Origin of the sequence: Paenibacillus sp. GD4, from assembly GCF_030846225.1 — a bacterium.
Lineage (GTDB): Bacteria > Bacillota > Bacilli > Paenibacillales > NBRC-103111 > Paenibacillus_G > Paenibacillus_G silviterrae.
This window is the reverse complement of the sequence record NZ_JAVCYK010000001.1, coordinates 16,361-39,580: the sequence shown is the minus strand read 5'-3', so window position 1 is coordinate 39,580 and position 23,220 is coordinate 16,361. Positions and strand designations below refer to the sequence as shown.

At 49.5% G+C, this 23,220-nt stretch carries 22 protein-coding genes; all 22 read right to left on the bottom strand.

From position 1 onward, the window contains the following. Positions 1 to 243: 243 nt before the first annotated feature. Positions 244 to 1,188: a dipeptidase gene (locus RAC89_RS00185; RefSeq protein WP_306611037.1), complete on the bottom strand. Its 945-nt coding sequence runs from the start codon at positions 1,186 to 1,188 to the stop codon at positions 244 to 246. A gap of 109 nt (positions 1,189 to 1,297) precedes the next feature. Then, entirely contained in the window at positions 1,298 to 1,558 is a 261-nt protein-coding gene (locus RAC89_RS00180) for a stage V sporulation protein S (RefSeq protein WP_006286829.1), read from the bottom strand. A gap of 132 nt (positions 1,559 to 1,690) precedes the next feature. Then, positions 1,691 to 2,485 (bottom strand): TIGR00282 family metallophosphoesterase, encoded by a 795-nt coding sequence (locus RAC89_RS00175; protein WP_306611036.1) that lies wholly within the window; start codon positions 2,483 to 2,485, stop codon positions 1,691 to 1,693. Positions 2,486 to 2,578: 93 nt separating this feature from the next. Then, positions 2,579 to 4,120 carry a ribonuclease Y gene (rny, locus tag RAC89_RS00170; protein ID WP_284639171.1) on the bottom strand — a complete coding sequence of 514 codons (1,542 nt, stop codon included), beginning with the start codon at positions 4,118 to 4,120 and terminating at the stop codon, positions 2,579 to 2,581. A gap of 256 nt (positions 4,121 to 4,376) precedes the next feature. After that, positions 4,377 to 5,069, bottom strand: a complete 693-nt coding sequence (locus RAC89_RS00165; RefSeq protein ID WP_306611035.1) for a RecX family transcriptional regulator — start codon at positions 5,067 to 5,069, stop codon at positions 4,377 to 4,379. 98 nt (positions 5,070 to 5,167) lie between these two features. Then, on the bottom strand, positions 5,168 to 6,217 hold the full coding sequence (recA, locus tag RAC89_RS00160; RefSeq protein ID WP_306611034.1) for a recombinase RecA: 1,050 nt from the start codon (positions 6,215 to 6,217) through the stop codon (positions 5,168 to 5,170). Positions 6,218 to 6,402: 185 nt separating this feature from the next. Beyond that, positions 6,403 to 7,650: a competence/damage-inducible protein A gene (locus RAC89_RS00155; protein WP_306611033.1), complete on the bottom strand. Its 1,248-nt coding sequence runs from the start codon at positions 7,648 to 7,650 to the stop codon at positions 6,403 to 6,405. Positions 7,651 to 7,709: 59 nt separating this feature from the next. Next, positions 7,710 to 8,291, bottom strand: a complete 582-nt coding sequence (gene pgsA, locus RAC89_RS00150) for a CDP-diacylglycerol--glycerol-3-phosphate 3-phosphatidyltransferase (RefSeq protein ID WP_284639165.1) — start codon at positions 8,289 to 8,291, stop codon at positions 7,710 to 7,712. Continuing rightward, positions 8,288 to 9,616, bottom strand: a complete 1,329-nt coding sequence (gene rimO / locus RAC89_RS00145; RefSeq protein ID WP_284639163.1) for a 30S ribosomal protein S12 methylthiotransferase RimO — start codon at positions 9,614 to 9,616, stop codon at positions 8,288 to 8,290. Before rimO ends, pgsA begins: the two co-directional genes overlap by 4 nt. A gap of 133 nt (positions 9,617 to 9,749) precedes the next feature. Beyond that, on the bottom strand, positions 9,750 to 10,241 hold the full coding sequence (locus RAC89_RS00140) for a YajQ family cyclic di-GMP-binding protein (RefSeq protein WP_284639162.1): 492 nt from the start codon (positions 10,239 to 10,241) through the stop codon (positions 9,750 to 9,752). 106 nt (positions 10,242 to 10,347) lie between these two features. Then, positions 10,348 to 11,217, bottom strand: a complete 870-nt coding sequence (locus RAC89_RS00135; protein WP_306611032.1) for a helix-turn-helix domain-containing protein — start codon at positions 11,215 to 11,217, stop codon at positions 10,348 to 10,350. Between the two features lie 37 nt (positions 11,218 to 11,254). Beyond that, positions 11,255 to 12,034 (bottom strand): DUF3388 domain-containing protein, encoded by a 780-nt coding sequence (locus tag RAC89_RS00130; protein ID WP_306616004.1) that lies wholly within the window; start codon positions 12,032 to 12,034, stop codon positions 11,255 to 11,257. Between the two features lie 88 nt (positions 12,035 to 12,122). Further along, positions 12,123 to 12,920, bottom strand: a complete 798-nt coding sequence (locus RAC89_RS00125) for a hypothetical protein (RefSeq protein ID WP_306611031.1) — start codon at positions 12,918 to 12,920, stop codon at positions 12,123 to 12,125. Between the two features lie 149 nt (positions 12,921 to 13,069). Beyond that, positions 13,070 to 13,324, bottom strand: coding sequence for a DUF3243 domain-containing protein (locus RAC89_RS00120; RefSeq protein WP_306611030.1), 255 nt, complete (start codon positions 13,322 to 13,324; stop codon positions 13,070 to 13,072). A 79-nt stretch (positions 13,325 to 13,403) separates the two neighbouring features. Then, entirely contained in the window at positions 13,404 to 14,162 is a 759-nt protein-coding gene (gene ymfI, locus RAC89_RS00115; protein WP_306611029.1) for an elongation factor P 5-aminopentanone reductase, read from the bottom strand. Then, complete coding sequence (gene yfmH, locus RAC89_RS00110) at positions 14,159 to 15,445, bottom strand: EF-P 5-aminopentanol modification-associated protein YfmH (protein ID WP_306616003.1); 1,287 nt, start codon at positions 15,443 to 15,445, stop codon at positions 14,159 to 14,161. The genes ymfI and yfmH overlap by 4 nt, the downstream gene beginning before the upstream one ends. A gap of 4 nt (positions 15,446 to 15,449) precedes the next feature. Then, positions 15,450 to 16,751: an EF-P 5-aminopentanol modification-associated protein YfmF gene (yfmF, locus tag RAC89_RS00105; RefSeq protein WP_306611028.1), complete on the bottom strand. Its 1,302-nt coding sequence runs from the start codon at positions 16,749 to 16,751 to the stop codon at positions 15,450 to 15,452. Between the two features lie 93 nt (positions 16,752 to 16,844). Next, complete coding sequence (sleB, locus tag RAC89_RS00100) at positions 16,845 to 17,651, bottom strand: spore cortex-lytic enzyme (protein ID WP_306611027.1); 807 nt, start codon at positions 17,649 to 17,651, stop codon at positions 16,845 to 16,847. A 99-nt stretch (positions 17,652 to 17,750) separates the two neighbouring features. Beyond that, the gene (locus tag RAC89_RS00095) at positions 17,751 to 20,288 is read right to left on the bottom strand and encodes a DNA translocase FtsK (RefSeq protein ID WP_306611026.1); all 2,538 of its coding nucleotides are present in this window, start codon (positions 20,286 to 20,288) and stop codon (positions 17,751 to 17,753) included. Between the two features lie 69 nt (positions 20,289 to 20,357). Continuing rightward, on the bottom strand, positions 20,358 to 20,585 hold the full coding sequence (locus tag RAC89_RS00090) for a YlzJ-like family protein (RefSeq protein ID WP_306611025.1): 228 nt from the start codon (positions 20,583 to 20,585) through the stop codon (positions 20,358 to 20,360). Next, positions 20,582 to 21,328, bottom strand: a complete 747-nt coding sequence (locus RAC89_RS00085; RefSeq protein ID WP_284639140.1) for a ClpP family protease — start codon at positions 21,326 to 21,328, stop codon at positions 20,582 to 20,584. The genes RAC89_RS00090 and RAC89_RS00085 overlap by 4 nt, the downstream gene beginning before the upstream one ends. Before the next feature lie 165 nt (positions 21,329 to 21,493). Next, positions 21,494 to 23,173: a ribonuclease J gene (locus RAC89_RS00080; protein ID WP_284639138.1), complete on the bottom strand. Its 1,680-nt coding sequence runs from the start codon at positions 23,171 to 23,173 to the stop codon at positions 21,494 to 21,496. Positions 23,174 to 23,220: the final 47 nt, after the last annotated feature.

Sequence of the window (23,220 nt, the reverse complement as noted above, 5' to 3'; positions counted from 1 at the left end):
TTTGAGATCGTCACTAAACCGCTATGCACTAGTAAAAAATCTTTGCCGAAGGAAATTTAATATATGGATCTGGTAAAAACGTGTATATAAAAAATTTCTTTCAGTTGTCAAACAAATTTTATGCCTTACAGAGTTAAAAAGCAAGTGATTTTAACGAAATTGAAGGATAGCTTTTTTAGATGAAATCCATATCAAAAATAGATCAATACAAGTTTGTTATATCTCTAATGCAGATGTTAATTTTTAGTGAAGAGGCAATTGACTTTGTAAAAAACGATACCAGTTTCCACAAAGGATGCCCTCCACCAGTTCATTCTTATAATGCTTGCTAAGCAGCTCCGCGAAAGCGCCGTACTGACCGGCATGCTCCAGACCGACTAGCCATTTATCAATTCCGTCAAAGTCCGAGCCTAACGTAATGCAGTGCGAACCGCCCAATCCGCAAATATGCTCGATATGCCGCAACAACGCCTCGCTTTTCACCATACCGCCCGATTGAACGAACCATGGGACAAAGGTCAGTCCGATCCGACCGCCGCGCATTATAATTTCTCGGAGCTGATCATCGTCCAAATTTCGGGGATGATTGCATACGGCACGCGCATTGGAATGACTGGCGACGAACGGTTTCGTGCTTGCTGCCGCTAAATCCCAAAACGCCCTGACGGAAAGATGGGACACATCCAATAGGATACCCAATTCGTTGCAATCTTTAATAAACGATTTTCCTCGCTTCGTAAATCCGCCCTGCCTTGGCTCCAGAACGCCGTCCGCCGCCCAGTTGGCATAGTTCCACGTAATTCCGATCGCCCGCACGCCGAGATAATAGAGCATTTGTGTATGCAGCAAATTACCATGGAGTGCGTCAGCGCCTTCCAATGTAAGCACGGCTCCCAAACGATCCCCATTCATCACACGGTCCAAATCCGCTTGCGTCCTAATGACGATAAAGCGCTCGTCCTGCACAATTTTCTGATAAAAAATTCTTATATACTCTAAGTAATGGTCAAAATGCGGCTGCGTTATTCTCTCCGGCAAATAGATCGCAAAAAACTGCACTTTTACACCGGACTTCAACATCCGTTCGTAAGTAACATCCAATCCGGTCGTTCGCGGGTCGTAGAAGCTAAGCGCGCTGTTTTCATACATTTTATATAGCACATCGCAATGGCCGTCAATAATCTTCATCTTGAATTCCTCCCCGTGAATCGGAAATGAAAGCCAAAAAAAACCTGTCTACGGAGTAAACAGGTGTCTGGTGCAAATATCATATGTGATTATAACAGCAGTTTGCAGGTTATCTCGGTTCCACGATCAGCTTAATGGCCGTCCGGTCTTCCCCGTCGATGACAATATCCGTAAAGGCTGGTATGCAGATCAAATCAACCCCGCTAGGAGCCACAAATCCTCGTGCAATGGCTACTGCTTTGATTGCTTGATTCAGAGCGCCCGCTCCGATGGCCTGGAGCTCAGCTGCCCCGCGTTCACGCAAGACCCCCGCCAACGCGCCTGCTACGGAGTTTGGATTGGATTTTGCTGACACTTTTAATACTTCCATGAAAAGTACCTCCTCGGGAATGATGATAGCTTCCAGTACTATTCATATTCTAGGAATTTGCGGTTAATTCCTTCATTCCGAAGAAGGTATTTTCTAATATTTTCGAATAGTCAGACAATTGATGACTTTTATTTATTCAAACATCAGTTGGTCCTCATCCATCCGAACGAGCTCAATTTTTTTAGCTAATCCAGTAGCGGGATCCAAATGAACGACCACCGCGTGGAAATGCCATTTCCCCTCATCCACCACAAAGCGAGCCGGCAGACCCGTCTTAAATTTATGGAGAACCGCCGTCCGTTCCATACCTAGAATGCCATCCATAGGACCTACCATACCGACATCCGTAACGTAAGCCGTTCCTTGCGGCAATACCCTCGCATCGTTGGTCTGCACATGTGTGTGGGTGCCCACAACCATGGACACACGTCCATCCAGATGCCAGCCCATGGCGAGCTTCTCCGAGGTAGCCTCCGCATGAAAATCAACTAGCACGTATTTCGTTTTTTTCTTGACCTGCTCCACAAGCTCATCGGCCTTTTCAAAAGGACAATCCGAAGGAGGCAGGAAGGTGCGACCCTGCAGGTTAATTAAGGCAAGCTCCTGATCCTTCACTTTGACGATCGTATGTCCTCTTCCGGGTGTCCCCTTAGGAAAATTGGCGGGGCGGATAAGGCGTTCCTCCTGATCGATAAAATCAAAGATCTCCTTCTGATCCCAGGTGTGGTTTCCCATAGTAATTCCATGCACGCCCATGTCGAAAAACTCTTTGACAATACTCGAATTGATGCCGCGGCCCGCAGCGGCGTTCTCTCCGTTCACGATGATAAAATGCGGATTATATTTCAGCTTGAGCTTCGGCAAGCAAATTTTCAATGCATTGCGACCCACTGCTCCAACGATATCTCCGATAAATAAAATTTTCATACTGCTTCTCTCCTTACGTTAACTGGGACGGGAACTTCTATACAATATAAGAGAAGTGGCTTCACAGCCACTTCTCTCAGGTAGTCTATGCAGTTATTTAGCGTATTCTACCGCACGCGTCTCACGAATAACAGTGACCTTAATATGTCCCGGATAATCCAGTTCACTCTCGATCTTCTTCGTAATGTCACGTGCCAGGCGGAATGCTTCGGTGTCGTCCACCTTCTCAGGTTGAACCATTACGCGTACTTCCCGCCCTGCTTGAATCGCGAAGGACTTCTCTACGCCATCAAACGATTCGGAGATCTCTTCAAGCTTCTCCAGACGCTTGATATACGTTTCGAGTGTCTCACGACGTGCCCCAGGTCTAGCAGCAGATAATGCGTCCGCCGCGCCAACCAGCATAGCGATTACGGACGTAGCCTCGACATCGCCGTGGTGAGAAGCGATACTGTTGATAACAACAGGATGCTCCTTATACTTCTTCGCGATTTCTACGCCGATTTCCACGTGAGATCCTTCGACCTCGTGGTCAAGCGCCTTTCCGATGTCGTGCAAGAGACCGGCACGCTTCGCCAATGTCACGTCTTCCCCGAGCTCCCCTGCCATCAGTCCGGTTAAATAAGCGACTTCCATGGAGTGCTTCAGGACGTTCTGACCGTAGCTTGTCCGGAATTTCAAACGGCCCAAAATCTTGATCAGGTCCGGATGCAGTCCATGAACGCCGGTTTCGAACGTAGCTTGTTCACCGTATTCACGGATCCGCTCGTCCACTTCCTTACGGGATTTCTCCACCATTTCCTCAATACGAGCCGGATGAATTCGGCCGTCCGCCACCAATTTCTCGAGGGAGGTACGGGCGATTTCTCTACGGATCGGATCGAAGCCGGACAGGATGACTGCCTCCGGTGTATCATCGATGATCAGATCGATACCCGTAAGTGTCTCCAAGGCCCGGATGTTGCGGCCTTCACGACCGATGATTCGGCCCTTCATTTCTTCGTTAGGCAGCGCCACAACGGATACCGTTGTTTCGGCTACGTGGTCGGCTGCACAACGTTGGATGGCAAGCGTGATGATATCGCGTGCCTTCTTGTCGCCTTCCTCTTTCGCTTGCTGCTCGATTTCCTTGATGAGCTGAGCTGTCTCGTGGCGAACCTCCTGCTCCACATTCGTGAGGATAATTTGCTTCGCATCCTCCATGGTCAAAGCGGAAATTCGTTCCAGCTCCGCAACTTGATCCTTATAGATCTGATCAATTTGCGATTGCGTTTCTTCGATACGCTTCTCTTTGTTGGCGACCTGCTCTTCTTTTTTCTCGAGAGATTCTAATTTTTTATCCAGCGATTCCTCTTTTTGCAACAATCGTCTCTCTTGTCGTTGAACTTCATTTCGACGTTCACGAATGTCTTTTTCAGCTTCGGTTCTGAGCTTGTGAATTTCATCTTTCGCCTCCAGAACCGTTTCCTTCTTCAGTGCCTCTGCTTCCTTCAGCGCGTTCTCGCGAATGAGGGCAGCAGCCTGTTCAGCACTAGAAATCTTCGCCTCTGCAAGGGACTTGCGGATAAAATAACCAATCCCTAAGCAAGAAACACCAACAACGAGAACGATCAGGGTCCAAAAGATCGGGTGCATCCTGTTCACCTCCTCGTTGCCTTCTCCAAGGGGTAAGCTTGGGATAATTAGGTTGTTTAATCCGATTGATACGCTTAAGAAAAGTAAAAATTGGCGATTTTACTTTGCGAACCCTATCCATAAACTGGAGTAAGGATCCTCGTATAATATGATTATACAATAATTATTTTAGCTTTTGGCGAAGAATCTTGTCAAGCTATATACACTGGGATTGCATATGATTAATACCATTAATCATTAATAACATGAATGGGAACTAGGATTCATCCCATTCCGTCCACTCTTCTTCCTCGCCTGCCGCCTCAATCGGCAGCTGACGAAGCACCCTGGTTACGACTCCTCCCGGATAGCCCCTTCGAGCTAGAAACCCGGCGATTTTCCGTCTTGTCTTCAGCGGATCCTCCGTTTTTAGCTCATTTCGATACTTTTTGCTCGCCAGCTCATAAGCCATTTGAAATTCGGTTTCCTCGTCCACCTGGCTGATCGCCGTCTGGATCCGCTCCTTGCTGACACCCTTCTGCTGCAGCTCCTGCTTGATAAAATGCCTTCCCTTCTTTTGGGAATGGAGCCGCTGACGGGTCAACTGATCGGCGAACATCGAATCATTGAGGTACCCTTCCGTTTTCAGCCGCTCCACGGTTTCTTGAACGATTTCTTCCGAGAAGCTCTTCTGCTTCAACCGGGTTTTGATTTCATGCTCTGTCCGCAGGCGGCTGGATAATAGGCGTACGGCATTCAGATAAGCCTTCTGCCGCTCCTCCTCGAGTACTATCGCTTCATACTGCTCCTTCTCGATTTCTTCGCCCTTAAACAGGCGATATTTGATCAGGACATCCTCATGTACGGAGAAGGCATATTGATCGTTTATGTACAAGTTATATCGGTTCTGTGCTCGGGCTTGCCGTTCTACCTTGGTAATGATCCCTGAAGCTAACACTGGCTCAGACATGGGACATGCCCTCCTTCCTTTGAAAACTGGCTCCGTAATTCCTAGGCGAACTTAAACAAGGAAAGGCACCCTGCAACAGGTGCCTTTCCTCCTAATCCCTATTCACCGAGCAATGCCAATTCTTCTTCTTCATCCTCATCATCCTGATTGGACATGACAGGAGCCACCAAATTGCTATTATCGCGAATCTTCTTCTCGATCACATCAGCAACATGCGGGTTTTCCTTCAGGAACTGCTTGGAGTTCTCACGGCCTTGTCCCAAGCGGTCGTTATTGAAGGAGTACCATGCGCCGCTCTTCTGAATGATATCCATCTCCGTACCGATATCGATGATGCTTCCTTCCTTGGAAATCCCTTCCCCGTACATAATATCGATATCCGCCTGCTTGAACGGAGGAGCAACCTTATTCTTTACGACCTTAATGCGTGTGCGGTTACCTACCATATCGTTGCCTTGCTTAATGGTCTCGATTCGGCGTACATCCAAACGAACGGAAGAGTAGAACTTCAGAGCTCGTCCGCCTGGTGTTGTCTCCGGATTACCGAACATGACGCCTACCTTCTCACGAAGCTGGTTAATAAAAATTGCAATCGTCTTCGACTTGTTGATCGCACCGGACAGCTTACGAAGCGCTTGAGACATCAGCCGCGCCTGAAGACCCACGTGTGAATCTCCCATCTCGCCTTCAATCTCAGCCTTCGGTACTAGAGCCGCAACGGAGTCAATAACGATTATGTCAACTGCACCACTACGAACAAGTGCTTCTGCAATCTCCAACGCCTGCTCGCCCGTGTCCGGCTGGGAGAGCAGCAAATCGTCAATGTTAATGCCAAGCTTGCTGGCATACAGCGGATCCAATGCGTGCTCTGCATCGATGAACGCTGCTGTTCCGCCGACCTTCTGTACCTCAGCGATCGCATGGAGCGCTACGGTGGTCTTACCGGAGGATTCCGGACCGTAGACCTCTATAATTCTACCCCGCGGAAAGCCGCCGATACCGAGTGCGATATCCAATGCTAGAGATCCGCTAGGAATCGTTTCTACCTGCATGTGGGTGGATTCACCCAGCTTCATAATCGACCCTTTGCCAAACTGCTTCTCAATTTGACGGAGGGCATTTTCCAGTGCTGCGCGCCGATCTGCCAAAAAACTCACTTCCTTCTTCCAAATTGGTATAGTTCTATCATAACTTGTTTTTGACCCGTTGCCAAGTATTTTTTCGAACATACATTCGCATCAGTGGCAAAAGAAAAACCGTAACAAATTGATGATGAACTTGTTACGGTGCTTCCGTTATAAGAAATTATAGCTTACTTTCTATGGATTGGCAACTATGTTTTTAGCAGCTTCCACAGTTGGTATAAAGCGCTTTTCGCCGAGCGAAGCTTGATAGATTCCCGGTTTCCCGAGAGCTGCAGCGGAAATACCGTCGTTTGCCCGCCGCGAACCGCAAGTCCAACGTAGACAGTTCCGACCGGCTTGCCTTCCGATTCGTCCGGACCGGCAACCCCTGTGACGGATATGCCGTAATCCGCCGTCACCCGAACAAGCAGCTGCTCTGCGAGTGTTCTCGCCGTCTGTTCGCTGATCGCCCCCAGAGCCGACGGCCCCTCCAGCTGCTCCATAGGCACCCCCAGGAGCTTATGCTTCAGCTCATTGGAGTAACAGACAATGCCTCCCGCAAACGCTGCGGAGCTGCCCGGTATGGCCGTCAGCATATCGCTCAGCAGACCGCCGGAGCAGCTCTCCGCTACAGCCAGCTTCTGTCCGCGCTCCTTCAGCATCCGCACGATTTGCTGTTCGATTGTAATATCCTCCGAAGCATATACATGCTGTCCTAAACGCCGGCGAATTTCTTCTTCCAGCGGCTTAAGCCTGCTCTCTGCCTCTGCAGCCGTAGCTGCCCTAGTAGTCAGACGTATCGCTACCTCTCCTTCCTTTGCATAAGGCGCGATGGTAGGATCCGTCTGCTCCTTTATTAAATCAATCAATTCATGCTCCAGCAGCGATTCGCCGATTCCGGCAAATTTCAGCATCACCGAATGCAGCGGCTGTACTCCCTCCAGTCTGGACTGAATCCATGGAGCTGCATAGCGGTCGAACATCGGCTTCATTTCCTTCGGTGGCCCCGGCAGCAGAATAAAATGTGTTCCCTCGAAAGTTAACGCTACTCCAACGGCAAGACCTGTGTCATTCTGCAGCGGATCGCTGTGCTCCGGCATCAATGCCTGACGGGCATTGCTCTCCACCATCGGCATGTTCCGTTTGCGGAACAGCTCCTCGATCTTCTCCATGGAAGGCCGGTGCAGCACCAGCTTCTGCCGAACCAGCTCGGCCAGCACATCCTTCGTCAGGTCGTCCTGTGTCGGTCCAAGCCCCCCTGTACAAATGACAACATCTGCTCGGCTCATGGCAATACGAAAGGTTTCCATCATTCTCTCCGGGTTATCTCCAACCACGGTCTGATAATACACGCCTACCCCGATATCCGCGCAAGCACGGGCTATGTACTGTGCATTCGTATTGACGATCTGGCCCATCAGCAATTCGGTTCCTACCGCAATGATTTCGGCTTTCATGTTATGTACCCGCTTTCGGCGTGGGATAAAATACAAAAACAATAGGCGAGGCCTACTGTTTATGCGTCATCTAAGTTCATGACATGCTTATTTTTCACAAAATAATCGTAACCGGAATACAGGGTGATAATGGCAGCCACCCAGCTTGCTATTACATCGAATCGGAAATTGATGAGCGCGAATGGAAAATTGTTAATGAGAAGCGCGATAATAGCCGTAATCTGAACGCCGGTCTTCCATTTGCCCCACTTGCTGGCCGCCATGACATGGCCTTCCAGCAAGGCGATTTGGCGCAATCCCGTCACGGCAAACTCGCGGCTGATGATAACAATCGCAATCCATGCATCAAGCTTATCCATCTCAACCAGAGATACAAGCACGGCGGAAACAAGAAGCTTATCCGCAAGCGGGTCGAGAAGCTTGCCCAAATTCGTGACAAGCTTTCTCTTCCGTGCGATATAACCGTCGAGACTATCCGTGCTGGCAGCAATAATAAAGATCAGCACGGCGATAATTTGATTGTAGGTAATGCTGAATTGCTCGATCCGGATGTGTGGAAATTTCACCTTTACGAGCAAAAAGAACATAATGATGGGAACTAAGAGAATCCTAACCAAGGTGATGCGGTTGGCCAGGTTCATGCCACAACCTCCCCGGACAAATCGAACTCGAACGAGTGGGTAATACGCACCTTGGCCATTTGGCCGATGGCAAGCTTAGCTCCGCCGACGAATACTTCTCCGTCGATTTCCGGAGCGTCGTACTGGGAACGGCCTACGTACACATCGTTGCGTCCGTCGTACTTCTCGATCAGCACATCGATTACTTGTCCGATGCGGTGCCCGTTACGCTCATTGGAAATTTCGCGTTGGATTTCCATCAGCACATTCGCCCGGTATTCCTTCACATCCTCAGGCAGCTGGTCAGGCAGGCGGGATGCCGGTGTATCCTCTTCTTGCGAATACGTAAATACGCCCAAACGATCAAACTGCATTTCACGAACGAATTGCTTCAAATTCTCGAAATCCTCTTCCGTTTCCCCCGGGAAGCCGACGATGAGAGAAGTTCGCAGGGATACGTTCGGAATCCGCTCCCGGATTTTCTTGACAAGCTCGCGCGTATCGCGCTGGCGGCCCGGTCTTCTCATCCGCTTCAGTATCGAATCCTCGCTGTGCTGCAGCGGCATGTCAATATACTTGCATACCTTAGGGTTCGAGGCTATCACATCGATCAGCTCGTCCGTAAAGAAGCCGGGGTAAGCATAATGAAGCCGTACCCATTCAATACCGGGTACCTCACTAACCTTATTCAGCAGTGCGGGCAGCATAAATCCGTCATACAAATCCGTACCGTAATTCGTAGAATCCTGTGCAATGAGACTGATTTCCTTCACGCCTTGAGACGCAAGCTGCTGCACCTCATCAAGGATGGATTCCATGCTCCGGCTGCGGAATTTTCCCCGCATGATCGGAATACTGCAGAACGTACATGCATTGTCGCAGCCCTCAGCGATTTTGACATAAGCGGTATACCGAGGCGTCGTTACGCGTCTAGGCAGCTTCTTCTCGTAATTAAACACCGGATTGCCGACCAGTACCGGCTTGCGTCCGCTTAACGCTTGGTCGATGATCTCGTTGATTTTATCAAAATCACCGGTTCCTACGATTCCGTCGATCTCCGGCATCTCCTTCATCATCTCGTCCTTGTAGCGCTGCGTCAAGCAGCCCGATACGATGAGCGCCTTGAGATTCGCCGTTTGCTTCAGCTCAGCCATATCCAGAATCGTATTAACCGATTCCTCCTTGGCTGCATCGATGAAACCGCATGTATTGACAATGATAACCGTAGCCTCTTCCTTCTCGGTGACAAGCGAATACCCGCGCTCATGGATGAGACCGGACATGATTTCCGAATCCACCAGGTTCTTCTCACATCCGAGGGTAACCACTTTAACTTTCTCTGTCATGAATGATCCTCCAAACTTTTTTCCCTAGAAAACTGCATGCTACAAGTATAATATAAGCGAATCAAGAGTGTCAAAAAATAAAGGCCCCTGCTTTCCAGATGGAAAGGCAAGGGCAAGCTCTATCATCCGCACATTATCGGAAATTGATAAACTGCAAATCCAAGGAAATATCCGATTTGCGCAGCAGCTGCATGACAGCTTGAAGATCATCCTTGCTTTTGCCGGTCACACGGATTTGATCGCCTTGAATCTGGCTTTTGACCTTCAGCTTAGAATCCCGGATCAGCACGTTGATCTTCTTCGCGTTATCCTGATCCACTCCCTGCTTCACCTTGATGCGCTGGCGAACCGTACTGCCCGCAGCAGGCTCAACCTTACCGTAATCAAGATTTTTCAATGCAATACCGCGCTTCGCCATCTTCGATTGTAAAATATCGAGCACATTCTGAAGCTTAAATTCATCATCGGAGATAACGACCAGATCCTCCTTCTCCAGCGCAATGCTGCTCTTGCTTCCTTTGAAGTCAAAACGAGTGGCGATCTCCTTCTCCGCTTGATTAATCGCGTTATTCAATTCCTGCAAATCGACCTTCGAAACAATGTCAAATGAATTTTCTGAGCTCATTGCCGCACTTCCTTTACTGACGATTAAAATGTTCACTCCCCTATTTTACCAAAAAAGACACCCTCAGCACAAAGGCTAAGCGTGTCTTCCCGTTACGATACTCCTATTATGTACCTTGCTTCACCAAATCCACCTGTATACGCTTTGCATTAGGGGTGTCCCCTACGGTAACCGGAGTTCCGTTCACAAGCAGCTCTACAGCGTTGGATCTGCCGAAGATAAGGAAGGCGGAATTCGGAAGCTCCCAGGTTTTCTCGCTTCCGTTATGGTAGGTTCCCTGATCGATTACGGAGCGCTTCTCACCCTGGATCGAATCAACCTCAACCCAGCACATTTCCCCGGTCACCTTCATGACAATCTGCAGTTTGTCCGTGTTGGTCACGGTGTAATAGTCAGTCCCCCGTTCACTCCGGTCCAGCTTCACTTCAATCTTCGGAGGCTCGGGCGGCTTCGCGGCCACCTGCTCGGGGGGCTTAACGGCAAGCGTACCGGTGCCCCCGTCCGGATTGGCCGCGGGAGCAGGGTTAGGCGTGCTCGGAATAACGTTATCGGTCACCCTGCGAGGCTCATTGCTGACGTCGCTCGCCGGACCTTGGTAGTTGTTCTGAAGGTAATAATAGATGATCCCTAGAATCAGAACGACAAAGGAAATCATCATCACATTGGAAGCCCATTTGCCGATCCGCTCCGTATTGCGCGAGGTTCGCTTGCTGCGGATCGGCTCCACATGCTCTGGCTCCGGCGAAGGGATGACGCTTTGGTAAAGATTCAGCACTTCGTTCGGATCGAGGCCTACCGCTTCCGCGTACGTTTTAATAAAGGCACGTACATAAAAATTCCCGGGAAGCATCTTGTAGTTTCCTTCTTCAATCGCTTCCAAGTAGGCCTTGCGAATTTTGGTCGTTTCTTGAAGATCCTCGAGTGATATTTTTTTCTCCAATCGCGCTTTCCGCAGCAATGAACCGAGATCGGACATTTTGTCACCCCTTCAGCTGATGGTTGTCAGTAATGCTTCAATAGTCGTCGAAGCCGCTGGTGAACGATTCGTAATTAATTTCCTCATCCGGCGAATTCCGCAGCTCTACAATATAGTCGAAACGATCATATGTATATTCCGATTCCCTGATAAAAATATCTGGATGCTCAATAACCTTTGTGGAAGGCATATTCATGATTTCTTGGAGAAGCGCGTGATGCTTCTCGTTAGAACGGATCGTGGAAACGATACCGTCAATGATGAACACGTTGTTCGGATTCATTTCATCCTCGGATAATTGGCTGCGAACCGTCTGTCTCAGCAGGGTGGAAGATACAAAGGTCCAGCGCTTGTTAGAGCAAACGCTTCCTGCGATAATCGATTCGGTCTTACCTACACGGGGCATGCCTCGAAGTCCTACAACCTGGTTGCCTTCACGCTTGAAGATTTCCCCGAGAAAATCGACAAGAAGGCCTAATTCATCCCGAGTGAAGCGGAACGTTTTGCGGTCGTCCGAATCTCGTTCGATGTAACGGCCGTGACGAACGGCAAGAATATCCACCAATTTCGGCGGTCTTAAAGCAGTAATAGTTATATTATCCACTTTTTTCAACATTTTACCCATTAATTCGATTTTTTCCTCATCATGGGTTTGCAGCAGCAATCCGCGCGTACGGTCTTCTACCCCGTTAATTGTGACTATATTAATATCCAGCATCCCCATAAGCGAAGCGATATCCCCAAGAAGACCCGGACGGTTCTTATGTATTCGGTACTCCATATACCACTGCTTAACTTCATTATGTTCGTTGGCCATGTCGAAAGCTCCGTTCTTCATTTTTGTCATTTGTTACAAAAATATTCTACAAAATTCGCAAAAACCCTTCTTAAAATTCATAATATTTTTAAGAACTCTTGATTACCTTCATTTCGTTAGTTTGATATACCCTCGAACCGGGCTTCAACGTGTGGGAAACCAGCTGTTCCCGAATATCCTTCAAAATAGCATCCCACTGCAGGTCCACTACGGTTGAGGCCAGATTCATTACAGGTACCTGCAATGTTCTTAATCGTTGCATTGATGCTGAATCGATTGGAGCGTAAGTCACAATCCAAGCGGGGCCGTGAGATTTCACTTGAAACTGCAGCTGCTGAAACCAGCCGTTTGCGTCGGCAAGCGTGATGCACTCCGCCTCTTCGGATGGCGCCCAATCGGCCGGAATCGGATACGCGGCAGTGGTCACCCATTCGATCATACGCCCAGTTACAAGCTGCTGTCTAACCCACTCGTCCCATTCCGATTGGATGAGCCCTTCCGGAACATGACGCAAAGAGATATGTTTCTCCGTTATAGCCGGAACGGCTGCTCCCATGGCGTCATCAAGAAAAATCCAGCGCTTCTCCGGCATGGAGGAGGCTAACGGCAGCAGGTTGCGAACCGGTTCGGTTCCAACGACAATGATATAATCATATGCACCTGCACGGACTTTTGCTGTTTGCTCCTCCTGCAGCGCAGCCGTGCCAGGAAGCCATTCGTAGGCGATATGGTGCTGATCTCTCCAGCTGTTCAACGTTTGTCCGATTTGGGCGTAGAGCGCGTCCGGTAGATGAGGTCTGGTAATCATCAAAATCGAGGATTTGGATTCCAGAAGCGCAGGGTCAATAACAGGAATGTTTCTACCGCAAGCGGCTAATGACATCAAGCTCAAAAAACACAAGCATAATAAAGTCCACTTCACTCTGTACATCTTCGTTCAAACTCTCCTGTTTCCCATGATTGTTTCCCTAGTATAGCATGAAATGCAAGGAAAAGCCTCCCACAAGAGGAGGCTTGCATTATTGCCGTATACCGTTAGTTATTATTTTTCGCAAGCTTGACCATAATTTTCGCAAGCGTTTTTCTCTCGGTTTCGTCACTTACGTCCCAAAGCTCTTTCAGTACGCGTTCTTCTTTGTTCTCCGGATCTACTTTATCGGAAAGGAACTCACCGATTTGGAAAGCCAGCTTGGAGATTGTCTCTTCGGACATCCCCGCTTTTTCCGCCTGCTCTACGCGGTTACCCAAAAATTCTTTCCAACGCTCGAACACCTTCAATACAGTTGCCATGATCCGATTCCTCCTTTGTAATGATAAGTGGTCGTTACAAAGGTTAAGGTTCACCATTTGGGCTTTGATTATACCTTAATCAGGTCAGCCAGCCTCCGTTAGGACTGATGATTTGACCGGTAATATAGCCTGATTCAGGCAGTGCAAGAAAATAAACGAGGGAAGCGATTTCATCCGGCTGTGCGAATCGGCCTACAGGAATATCGTTTTCCAGCGCCGCCTTCTCCTGGTCATTGAATCCGGACAGCATTTGCGTATCTACCGCGCCGGGCGCTACTGCATTTACCGTTACTCCCGACGGGGCAAGCTCTTTGGCCAATGCCTTCGTGAAGGCATTTAAGCCCCCCTTGGCTGTCGAATAGGCAACCTCGCAGGACGCTCCGGAAATGCCCCAGATGGAGGATACGTTTATAATTCGCCCGTACTTACGGGCAATCATCGGCTTCATAAAGTGCTGACTCATCAGGAAGGTACCTTTGAGATTAATATCCATTACTTCGTCCCATTGCTCTTCCGTTACATCGGACAGAAGCCCGTAATGAGAAATACCGGCATTGTTTACTAAAATATCGGGTATCAGTCCGTGATGCTCCAGCTTCTCCTGCATGCGCTCAATCTGCTCCTTGGAACGGAGATCCGCTGTAACGGTAAGAACCTTCGAGCCGTGACTCATACAGCTCCGCGCCGTTTCGTTCGCAGCCTCATGGGACTGCAGGTAATGAATCACCACATTCATGCCAATGGAGGAAAAGCGCCGCGCAATGGCGGCGCCGATTCCACGGCTGGCTCCTGTAATGAGTACCGTTTGTTCAGTAAAAGGCTTAGGATCTATACTCATGCGTTATCACTCTTCACGATCGATACTGCAAGCTGATTCCAGTCGAAATGCCGCTGCAGCTGTTCGTTTACATCAGCCAGAGTCAATTCTTCATACACCGGAGCAATGTCGAACAAATCGATATCCTTAAATCGATATTTGGTAAATTCATTAGCAATCGCTTCAGGCGAGTTAAGCTGGCGAAGAAATCCCCCCACCTTTTTTCTTCTGCTTCGTTCAAAATCCTCTTCGCGGATGCCGCTTCCCTTGACCGCGTTGATTTCCGCTTTGACACGCTCAATCAATTGATCCGGATCCTTCGTATCTCCGCCCATGACAGAGAAAGCGTAGTTCTCGCCAATGTTGTATTCCGTACCGAAATTATCCGATATCAGCTGCTCATCGTACAGCTTCTGGTAAATGGCGGAGCTTGGGCTTAAGAGAATATCAAACAGCAGCTTCATCGTAAGCTCCCGCTTCAGAAGCTCCCGTCCCTTTAAGGATTGCTCGGGCTCTTTACAGCCAAACAAGCATTTGGGGAGTGATACTGGCAGAACCGTCACCCTTCTCGGCTCCTTTACGGAGGCCGGCTCCTGCTCGAAGAACCGTTTGATCTCCCCCTGCGGTTGGTAATCCTTCTTCGCCTGATTGTCCCGAATGAGCTCCAGAATTCGCTCAGGGTCCACGCCTCCCACCACAAAGACACTCATGTTACTGGGGTGGTAGAAGGTGTGGTAGCAGTCGTACAGCATTTCCTTGGTAATTTGACCGATGGAATCAATCGTTCCGGCAATGTCAATATGGACCGGATGTGTATGATACATCGTCTCAATCAAACCAAAGTAAGATCGCCAGTCCGCATTATCGCGGTACATTTGAATTTCCTGACCGATAATCCCCTTTTCCTTATCTACATTCTCGTCGGTAAAATAAGGATTCTGCACAAAGTTGAGCAGTGTGGTTAAGTTTTCTTCCACCATTCCGCTGGCTGAATATAAGTACACGGTACGATCAAAGCTTGTAAAAGCATTCGCCGACGCTCCTTGAGCAGCGAATTTGGAGAAGATGTCTCCCTCCGGCTCCTCGAACATTTTGTGCTCAAGGAAGTGGGCAATTCCATCCGGTACCCGCTTCTCCTCGGATCCGACGACTTGAAAATGATTATCGATGGAACCGTATTTTGTCGAGAAGGTGGCGTATGTTTTCTGAAAGCCTTCCTTCGGAAGCACAAAAACCTGCAGGCCGTTCGGAAGCTGCTCATGGTATAGCTTTTCCTTAACATGGGGGTATGGAATTACCTGCACCATTTTATTCACCTCCCTTTCTATCGCGAAGGAAATAGATCGTATCCAGCTTTACTTTTTGCGCTTGCGCTTGAATATCCGCTTTCGATACCGCCTCAATCTGCTCGATCAGTGAAGGCACCGTACGATCCGCCCCTGAGAGAACGTTGTTAAAGTCGAAGGAGATCAATTCAAACGCCGAATCCTGCAGCTCGCGAAGATGACCTGTAATCATCGCCTTCGTCTGCCCCAGCTCCACATCGCTGATTTGGCCGTCCTGCATCGCCTGAAGCTGTTCCTTGATGATAGTAACCGCCTTCTCATAATTGCCGATTTCAATCCCCGATTGAATCGTCATAATTCCCTTGTGCCCGTCTAACCGCGACGATGCGTAATATGCCAGACTCGCCTTCTCCCGGACGTTCGTGAACAGCTTGGAATGCGGGTATCCTCCCAAAATTCCGTTGTACATTAATGCCGTAGCGTAACCGGGATCTCCATAGGTAGTGTATACGCGCAGCCCCATGTTCAGCTTCCCTTGATTCACATCGATACGCTCAATTACCTCACGTACCTCATGTACGCTCCGATGCTCAATCCGGCCGGAATATCCGGCTGCCTGACCGCGTTCCAAACCGAAGTGCTTTTCAATAAGCGGTACCACTTGCTCCAGCGTCGTATTCCCAACTACATAAACATCGATTGGTGCCGCTTCAAGCCAATTGCGGTAGTAGGCGTACAGCGACGCAGGCTCGATGGCCCCGAGCTGTTCGATCTTCCCAAGCGGATGAAGCCGGTATGGCTCCTCCTTACACATTTCTTCAATACAGCGCTCGGCGGCGTATTTGATTTTATCGTTGATAATCGATTCCAGCCGTTTTTGCAGCGTCGTTTTCTCAGAATCCACATACTTCTTGACGAAGGCACCGTTCTCCAGCGCAGGGCGAGTCATTGTCTCTCCCAGAAACTTCATCGCTTCCGCAAGTAAAGACTCTTTGCTGGAAACAAATTCGTCTTGAATCACGTCCATCCGGAATTGAACCATTTGCTGGTCTCCGCGTTTATAGATATCGAACCCGAACCCGGCTCCATACAAATCATCCAGTCGTTCCCGGTACTGCTTCGTGTCAGGGTATGTCTCATTCCCTCTGCGCAGAACAAAAGGGGTTAAAGCGGTTTGGGTGACACTGTCCTCCTGGAGGGGACACCCTACATAGACGGAAATGGCAAATGTCTTAAACTGCTCTGTCGGAAGCACATGAACTCGAATATTTCGGACCGCGCTTCGCTCGAATTGAATGGTTTTCAAAGCAACCGCTCCTTTCATTCTACCCCGCCTCTCTTGCATATCCATTATATTCCTTCACAAATAGAAGAAGCAACCGCTTGGGGTTACTTCTTCTTTGGCAAATTCAAATCGTTACATACAGAAAATATGCTTGCCGATCTGCTTCACCTGCGGTCTTGACCAAATCCATTTGGATGTGGCCGTCACCGGGTTAAAGTAATAGATACAGCCTCCGGTCGGATCCATGCCGCTTAAGGCATCCTGTACTGCTTTACGCGAGGTTTCATTCGGTGTAAGCCAAATTTGACCGTCGGCTACCGCAGTGAACGCTCCCGGCTGGAAGATAACCCCTGATACCGTATTAGGAAAGCTTGCTGACTCCACACGGTTCAAAATAACGGCGGCCACGGCGACTTGCCCGATGTATGGTTCGCCTCGGGCTTCCCCGTGTACCGCATTAGCCATCAAATCCAGATCCTGCTGTGACAAACCAAGACGCGTCGCGCCGGTCATCCCCGCTGTATGTGCGGTGCCGCCCGTACCGGCTCCTGCTCCGGCACCACCGCCAGCTCCGCCAGCGGCAGCTCCGCCCCCGCCAGGTAGTTCAGCTGCAGTGGGCTTGTAGTTCTTGGTTGCCTCCCACAGCTTCAGCTTCGTTTTGGCTCCTGCAACGCCATCCACCGTCAACCCGAACTCGGATTGGAACCATTTCAGCGATTTTAACGTGTTGTAGCCGAAATCACCGTCCACATTGCCATAATAGAACCCAAGATATTTCAAGCGTCCCTGCAGCTCATAAACATCTGACCCTGTAGCACCGTAACGGATTTCATTCGCGCTGAACGTTTGTGTTACGTTGTTCATGCGATGCGTCATGTGGTACCCTGCAAAAAGAACAAAAACCAAACAAACCGTAATGAAAACTAGCCGCTTGTTCATCTGCTTACTCACCTTTCCCACAATCGTAATGGACAACCTTTTTAAGGTTATTATGAGAAAGGCGGTAAGCTTCTATTCAAGCTGGAAACAGCAAGCAGCTTAAGAGCTCATACGGTTCATATGGTATTGTTCTAACGTGACTAAAACCTCTCTTGGCTTGCTGCCCTCGTAAGGACCGACAATGCCCTTGGCTTCCATAGTATCGATTAGGCGAGCCGCACGGGTATAGCCTACTCTCATGCGCCGCTGAAGCAGCGAGACGGACGCCTGCTTCGCTTCCAAGATGATTTGAACAGCCTGATCGTAAAGCTCATCCTCTACCTCGTTCTGGACATCCTGCTGCTCCTCAACATGGGGAACCATATCCTCAACGTAGTTAGCCTGTCCTTGGGTCCGAACGAAGTTCACGACAGCTTCCACCTCTTGATCGGATAGGAAAGCGCCTTGTACCCGGACGGGCTTGGAAGCTCCCATTGGAAGGTACAGCATATCCCCGCGCCCAAGCAGCTTCTCCGCCCCTACCATATCCAATATCGTTCTAGAATCCACCTGGGAGGATACTCCGAACGCAATACGGGATGGTATGTTCGCTTTAATGACCCCCGTAATAACATCGACGGACGGCCGCTGTGTTGCAATAATAAGGTGGATACCGGCGGCACGCGCCATTTGGGCCAGACGTGTGATGGAATCCTCCACGTCATTAGCGGCAACCATCATTAAATCCGCAAGCTCATCCACAATGACTACAATGTAAGGTAGGGGTACACCGGTTTGGGTCTCCAGCAGCATATTGTTGTAGCCTTCAATATTCCTCGTCCCGCTCTTGGAAAACAGCTCATATCGCTTTTCCATCTCGACAACGACCTTCTTCAGCGCCAGCGAAGCCCGGCGCGGATCCGTAACCACCGGTGCAAGAAGATGCGGAATGCCGTTATACACATTGAGCTCAACCATTTTAGGGTCAATCATTAGAAACTTAACTTCATCCGGTTTAGCCTTATAAAGTACGCTCGTAATAATCCCGTTAATACATACGGATTTACCGGACCCCGTTGCACCCGCTACAAGCAAGTGAGGCATACGGGCCAGATTGCCTACGATCGGCTGGCCCGAGATATCACGGCCGAGCGTAATCGACAGCTTTGACCCGGCATCCTGGAAGGCGGCCGTTTCCATGACCTCCCGCATGGTCACGATCGATACCTCCGTGTTCGGTACTTCAATACCGATCGCGGATTTACCGGGGATCGGCGCTTCCATACGAATATCCTTGGCAGCAAGGGCAAGCGCAATGTCATCCGTCAAACTGACGATTCGGCTTACTTTCACACCGACATCAGGCTGAATCTCATATCGTGTCACCGAAGGCCCTCTGACCACCTCGAGCACCTTGGTCCGAACGCCGAAGCTCTCGAGCGTAGTCTCAAGCTTTCGCGCCACAGCCTTGTAATCTAAGGAATCGGCGCCTTTGCCCATATTGGGCTTCGCGAGCAGCTGCAAGGACGGTAGTACATAAGGGACAGCTAAGGGCTTGTTCTTGACCTCGAAGTCCTCGGCAGCTTCATCCCCTATAGGCTCCTCCTTGGCGTGGGATACGTGAGGCGTTGCCTGAACAGGTACAGAGGTAGAAACAGATGAGGTAACGGCTTCACTCTTGACGTGCTCTTGGAAATCACGAATGACGGGGATCGCAGGATCCTGCTCGGGCTCCTCAGCTTCCAATCGGTCCAGCGGCAAATCGTCCGCCCGGTAAACCGAAACTTCCTCCTCCGCCTCCTCGACAGCAACAGAAGCCCCCTTTTTCTCTGCCTTCGCCCGGTTCTCGGCAGGCTTCGGCTGAAGAAGATCGAAGAACAGCGGACGCTTCTTAGCACTCTTCTTCTCCTTGCGTTCTGGACGAAAATTCTCCTCATCGAATTCCTCGTCATCGACCGGAACAAAGGTCGTTGCAGGCTGCTTCTTCTTGGCCTTTGCCATGGCCGTTTGTTTGGCCTGCTCCCGTTTCGCCAGCATTTGTCTTATGTATTGTCCGAGCAGCGTATCCGCAAACGACTTACGACCTCTTAAACGCTGCAGCACATCGGTAAGCGACCAGCCCGTCATTAATGTAAATCCGGCTATAAACAGCATGTATTGAATGAGCTTCGCCCCAAGCTGGCTGAAGAGAAAGTACAATACGCTGTAAAGCGCGGCTCCGACTATCCCTCCGCCTACTTCATAAGTAAGAATGGCTTGTCCTTTCCCAGACGGGCTCAGTCCGTTCACCATGCTGTTCCACGTTTGCGACATGATTTGACCTGCTGTAAATTGTCCCTTCGGATACAGCTGGGCAAACAGACTGATATGACTCATCAGCAGCAAAGCGAGCACAATGAGCAGCAGCCCTGCCTTGCGGCTCGTCCGCCATATCGGCCATTCCCGTTTCATCATAACAAAGAGACCGACATAAATAAAAAGCAGCGGTACGATAAAATCCCAAGTTCCAATCATAAAACGGAACAAATACGTTAACGAGCGGGCTACTGAGCCCTCCCGGGATAAGGCAATAATCGAAAGCGTTAAGATCACGATGCCGTATAATTCAAACTTCAGATTCGCCTTCAAACCTTTGCTTTGCTTCTTCCTTCTAGACAAGAAAAGCTCACCCCCAAGTTGGTATTATACCATAGTTTGGGTGTGAGCAGAATGAGCGTGCTATGTTTTTCAAATACCGACCGGCTGAAATTCAATAATGCGTCCAGGAGTATATTGCGGATTAAGGAAGTCCTGCGGATTGCAGCTGAGCAGTCTCACAATAGAGGCTTGATGGCCGTTTAAAGGCTTCACCTGCATCATGATCCCGTTAAGGTTAAGCTCCACATAAGTTTCCTTCTCCATCTCATCCATACCATGTAGGACAGACTCGATAGGCAATATAGTATATAGCGTCATTGGAGAGGGCCCTCCGTTTTCGTTTTGCGCCGCTCCTCGATTAGGCGGTTCAGCTCGCGAATGGCATCCCCAATTCCGCCTACACGGTCGATTAAACCGTATTTTACGGCATCGGCACCAATGACCGTAGTCCCGATATCTCGGGTCAGCTCACCGGTCTTAAACATAAGCTCCTTTATTTTTTCCTCCGTCACTTTTGAATGACTGGTAATAAAGCGAATGACGCGTTCCTGCATTTTGTCCAAATATTCAAACGTTTGCGGTACCCCGATGACTAACCCGTTCAAGCGGATCGGATGAATCGTCATAGTTGCTGTTTCCGCGATAATGGAGTGATGGGAAGAAACCGCGATAGGCACACCGATGCTGTGACCTCCGCCAAGCACAAGCGTAACGGAAGGCTTCGACAAGGTCGAAATCATCTCAGCGATCGCGAGGCCTGCTTCTACATCGCCGCCAACCGTGTTAAGAATAATGAGAACTCCTTCAATTTTCGCATTTTGCTCGGCGGCAACCAGCTGCGGGATGAGGTGTTCATACTTCGTCGTTTTATTTTGCGGCGGCAGCACGATGTGTCCTTCTACCTGCCCAATAATGTTCAAACAAAAAATATTGGATTCCCCGGTTGTTGCCGGGCTCGTTACCCCAAGCTGTTGAATGCTTTCCACAGTTGCGTTCTTCTTGTCCTCCTCGGACATTGGCTGCTCCTGCTTGTTGCTGTCCACGTTCGAAAAATTAGGCATGGTTTGCGTCCCCCCGTTGGCTAAATGTACTCTTCTAGTATGATTCAGCCAGATGCAGGATATGCGCGGCATTGAAAAAGCTTCCTGCGTGTGCCTTCTCAGGCTGCAGGAAGCTTGGATTTTCGTTTTTATTTTGCTAATGGGTTAAGTGACTAATGCGAGATATTAGACTTCCATGATGATCGGTAGAATCATCGGTCTTCTTCTGGTTTGTTCATAGAGGAATCGTCCCAGTGCATCCTTCACATGTGTTTTGAGAGATGCCCACTCGTTCACGTTCTCATTCATTAATCGGTGCAACGTATTCGTTACAATCCGGTTCGCTTCATCCAGCAATCCTTCGGATTCCCGTACATAAACGAAGCCTCGGGAGATAATGTCCGGTCCGGACAAAATCGTTCCGTCCTGCTTACTAAGTGTCACAACGACTACCAGGATGCCGTCCTGCGACAATAGTTTGCGGTCACGAAGCACGATGTTGCCAACGTCCCCCACGCCCAGTCCGTCAATGAGAATGTTGCCTGCCGTTACCTTGGAGCCCTTGCGCGCTACGCCGTCTTGAATCTCCACGGTTTCGCCGTTATCGACGATAAAGATGTCTTCCTTCGGAATGCCGACAGATTCCGCAAGCAATCCATGCTGTCGAAGCATCCGGTATTCACCGTGAATCGGAATAAAGTAACGAGGACGCATCAGATTCAACATCAGCTTAAGCTCTTCCTGGCTTCCGTGTCCCGAAACGTGTACTCCTGTAATGGAGCCAGGGCCGTAGATGACGTGTGCGCCAATCCGCATGAGCTCATCCACTGTTCTGCCTACATAACGCTCGTTACCTGGAATCGGTGTAGCCGCGATGATAACGGTATCCCCCGGCAATATATCCACTTTACGATGAGTGGACCGCGCCATCCTCGTCAAGGCCGACATCGGCTCGCCTTGGCTGCCTGTCGACAAAATGACCACGCGATCGGCTGCCATTTTGTTGATTTCTTCCGGTTCGATCAGCATCCCGTCCGGTATCCGCAAGTAGCCCAGTTCATGCGCGATGCTTACGACATTCACCATGCTGCGCCCAATAACCGTAAGCTTCCGTCTGGTAGCTTCGGCCGCGTCAATAACCTGTTGAATCCGGTGAATGTTCGAAGCAAACGTAGCGATAATGACGCGCTGCTTCGCCTTACGGAACACTTCCTCGATCTCAACGCCTACGCTTTTCTCTGATCCTGTATAGCCTGGACGCTCCGAGTTCGTGCTATCCGAGAGAAGGGCCAGTACACCCTTGCGACCGATTTCCGCCATCTTATGCAGATCGGCATATTGTTCGTTTACGGGAGTCTGATCGAACTTAAAGTCTCCCGTATGAACTACATTGCCTTCCGGTGTCTCCACACAAACCCCGACCGAATCTGGAATACTGTGGTTCGTCTTGAAGAAGGTCGCCGTCAGGGTATTGCCCAGTTTCAGTTCACTATCGGCTGTAATGACAATCCGCTTCGTATCACCAAGCAGGTTCGCTTCCTTCAGCTTCGTTTCAATAAGACCCATCGTCAAACGCGTGGCATAAACCGGAACATTCAAGTGCTTGAGCACATAAGGAAGTCCGCCGATATGGTCCTCGTGTCCATGAGTGATGACAATACCTCTTACTTTATCGCGATTCTCCGTCAAGTAGGAGATGTCCGGAATCACAATATCGATCCCCAGCATGTCCTCTTCCGGAAATTTTAAACCGCAGTCAATGACTACGATGTCGTTTGCATATTGAACTACATACATATTCTTACCGATTTCACCCACGCCGCCCAGGGCAAAAATCGTAACTTTATCTATATTCTTCTTTGACAATGAAATAAACCTCCTCTATGTAATTGACGACGATTCAAGTATGAGCT

What these genes read in the sequence shown, in the direction of transcription:
- RAC89_RS00185 (WP_306611037.1), bottom strand. Translation starts at nt 1,188, where the DNA reads ATGAAGATTATTGACGGCCATTGCGATGTGCTATATAAAATGTATGAA.
- RAC89_RS00180 (WP_006286829.1), bottom strand. Translation starts at nt 1,558, where the DNA reads ATGGAAGTATTAAAAGTGTCAGCAAAATCCAATCCAAACTCCGTAGCA.
- RAC89_RS00175 (WP_306611036.1), bottom strand. Translation starts at nt 2,485, where the DNA reads ATGAAAATTTTATTTATCGGAGATATCGTTGGAGCAGTGGGTCGCAAT.
- rny (WP_284639171.1), bottom strand. Translation starts at nt 4,120, where the DNA reads ATGCACCCGATCTTTTGGACCCTGATCGTTCTCGTTGTTGGTGTTTCT.
- RAC89_RS00165 (WP_306611035.1), bottom strand. Translation starts at nt 5,069, where the DNA reads ATGTCTGAGCCAGTGTTAGCTTCAGGGATCATTACCAAGGTAGAACGG.
- RAC89_RS00155 (WP_306611033.1), bottom strand. Translation starts at nt 7,650, where the DNA reads ATGAAAGCCGAAATCATTGCGGTAGGAACCGAATTGCTGATGGGCCAG.
- pgsA (WP_284639165.1), bottom strand. Translation starts at nt 8,291, where the DNA reads ATGAACCTGGCCAACCGCATCACCTTGGTTAGGATTCTCTTAGTTCCC.
- rimO (WP_284639163.1), bottom strand. Translation starts at nt 9,616, where the DNA reads ATGACAGAGAAAGTTAAAGTGGTTACCCTCGGATGTGAGAAGAACCTG.
- RAC89_RS00140 (WP_284639162.1), bottom strand. Translation starts at nt 10,241, where the DNA reads ATGAGCTCAGAAAATTCATTTGACATTGTTTCGAAGGTCGATTTGCAG.
- RAC89_RS00135 (WP_306611032.1), bottom strand. Translation starts at nt 11,217, where the DNA reads ATGTCCGATCTCGGTTCATTGCTGCGGAAAGCGCGATTGGAGAAAAAA.
- RAC89_RS00130 (WP_306616004.1), bottom strand. Translation starts at nt 12,034, where the DNA reads ATGGCCAACGAACATAATGAAGTTAAGCAGTGGTATATGGAGTACCGA.
- RAC89_RS00120 (WP_306611030.1), bottom strand. Translation starts at nt 13,324, where the DNA reads ATGGCAACTGTATTGAAGGTGTTCGAGCGTTGGAAAGAATTTTTGGGT.
- ymfI (WP_306611029.1), bottom strand. Translation starts at nt 14,162, where the DNA reads ATGAGTATAGATCCTAAGCCTTTTACTGAACAAACGGTACTCATTACA.
- yfmF (WP_306611028.1), bottom strand. Translation starts at nt 16,751, where the DNA reads ATGAAAGGAGCGGTTGCTTTGAAAACCATTCAATTCGAGCGAAGCGCG.
- sleB (WP_306611027.1), bottom strand. Translation starts at nt 17,651, where the DNA reads ATGAACAAGCGGCTAGTTTTCATTACGGTTTGTTTGGTTTTTGTTCTT.
- RAC89_RS00090 (WP_306611025.1), bottom strand. Translation starts at nt 20,585, where the DNA reads ATGACGCTATATACTATATTGCCTATCGAGTCTGTCCTACATGGTATG.
- RAC89_RS00085 (WP_284639140.1), bottom strand. Translation starts at nt 21,328, where the DNA reads ATGCCTAATTTTTCGAACGTGGACAGCAACAAGCAGGAGCAGCCAATG.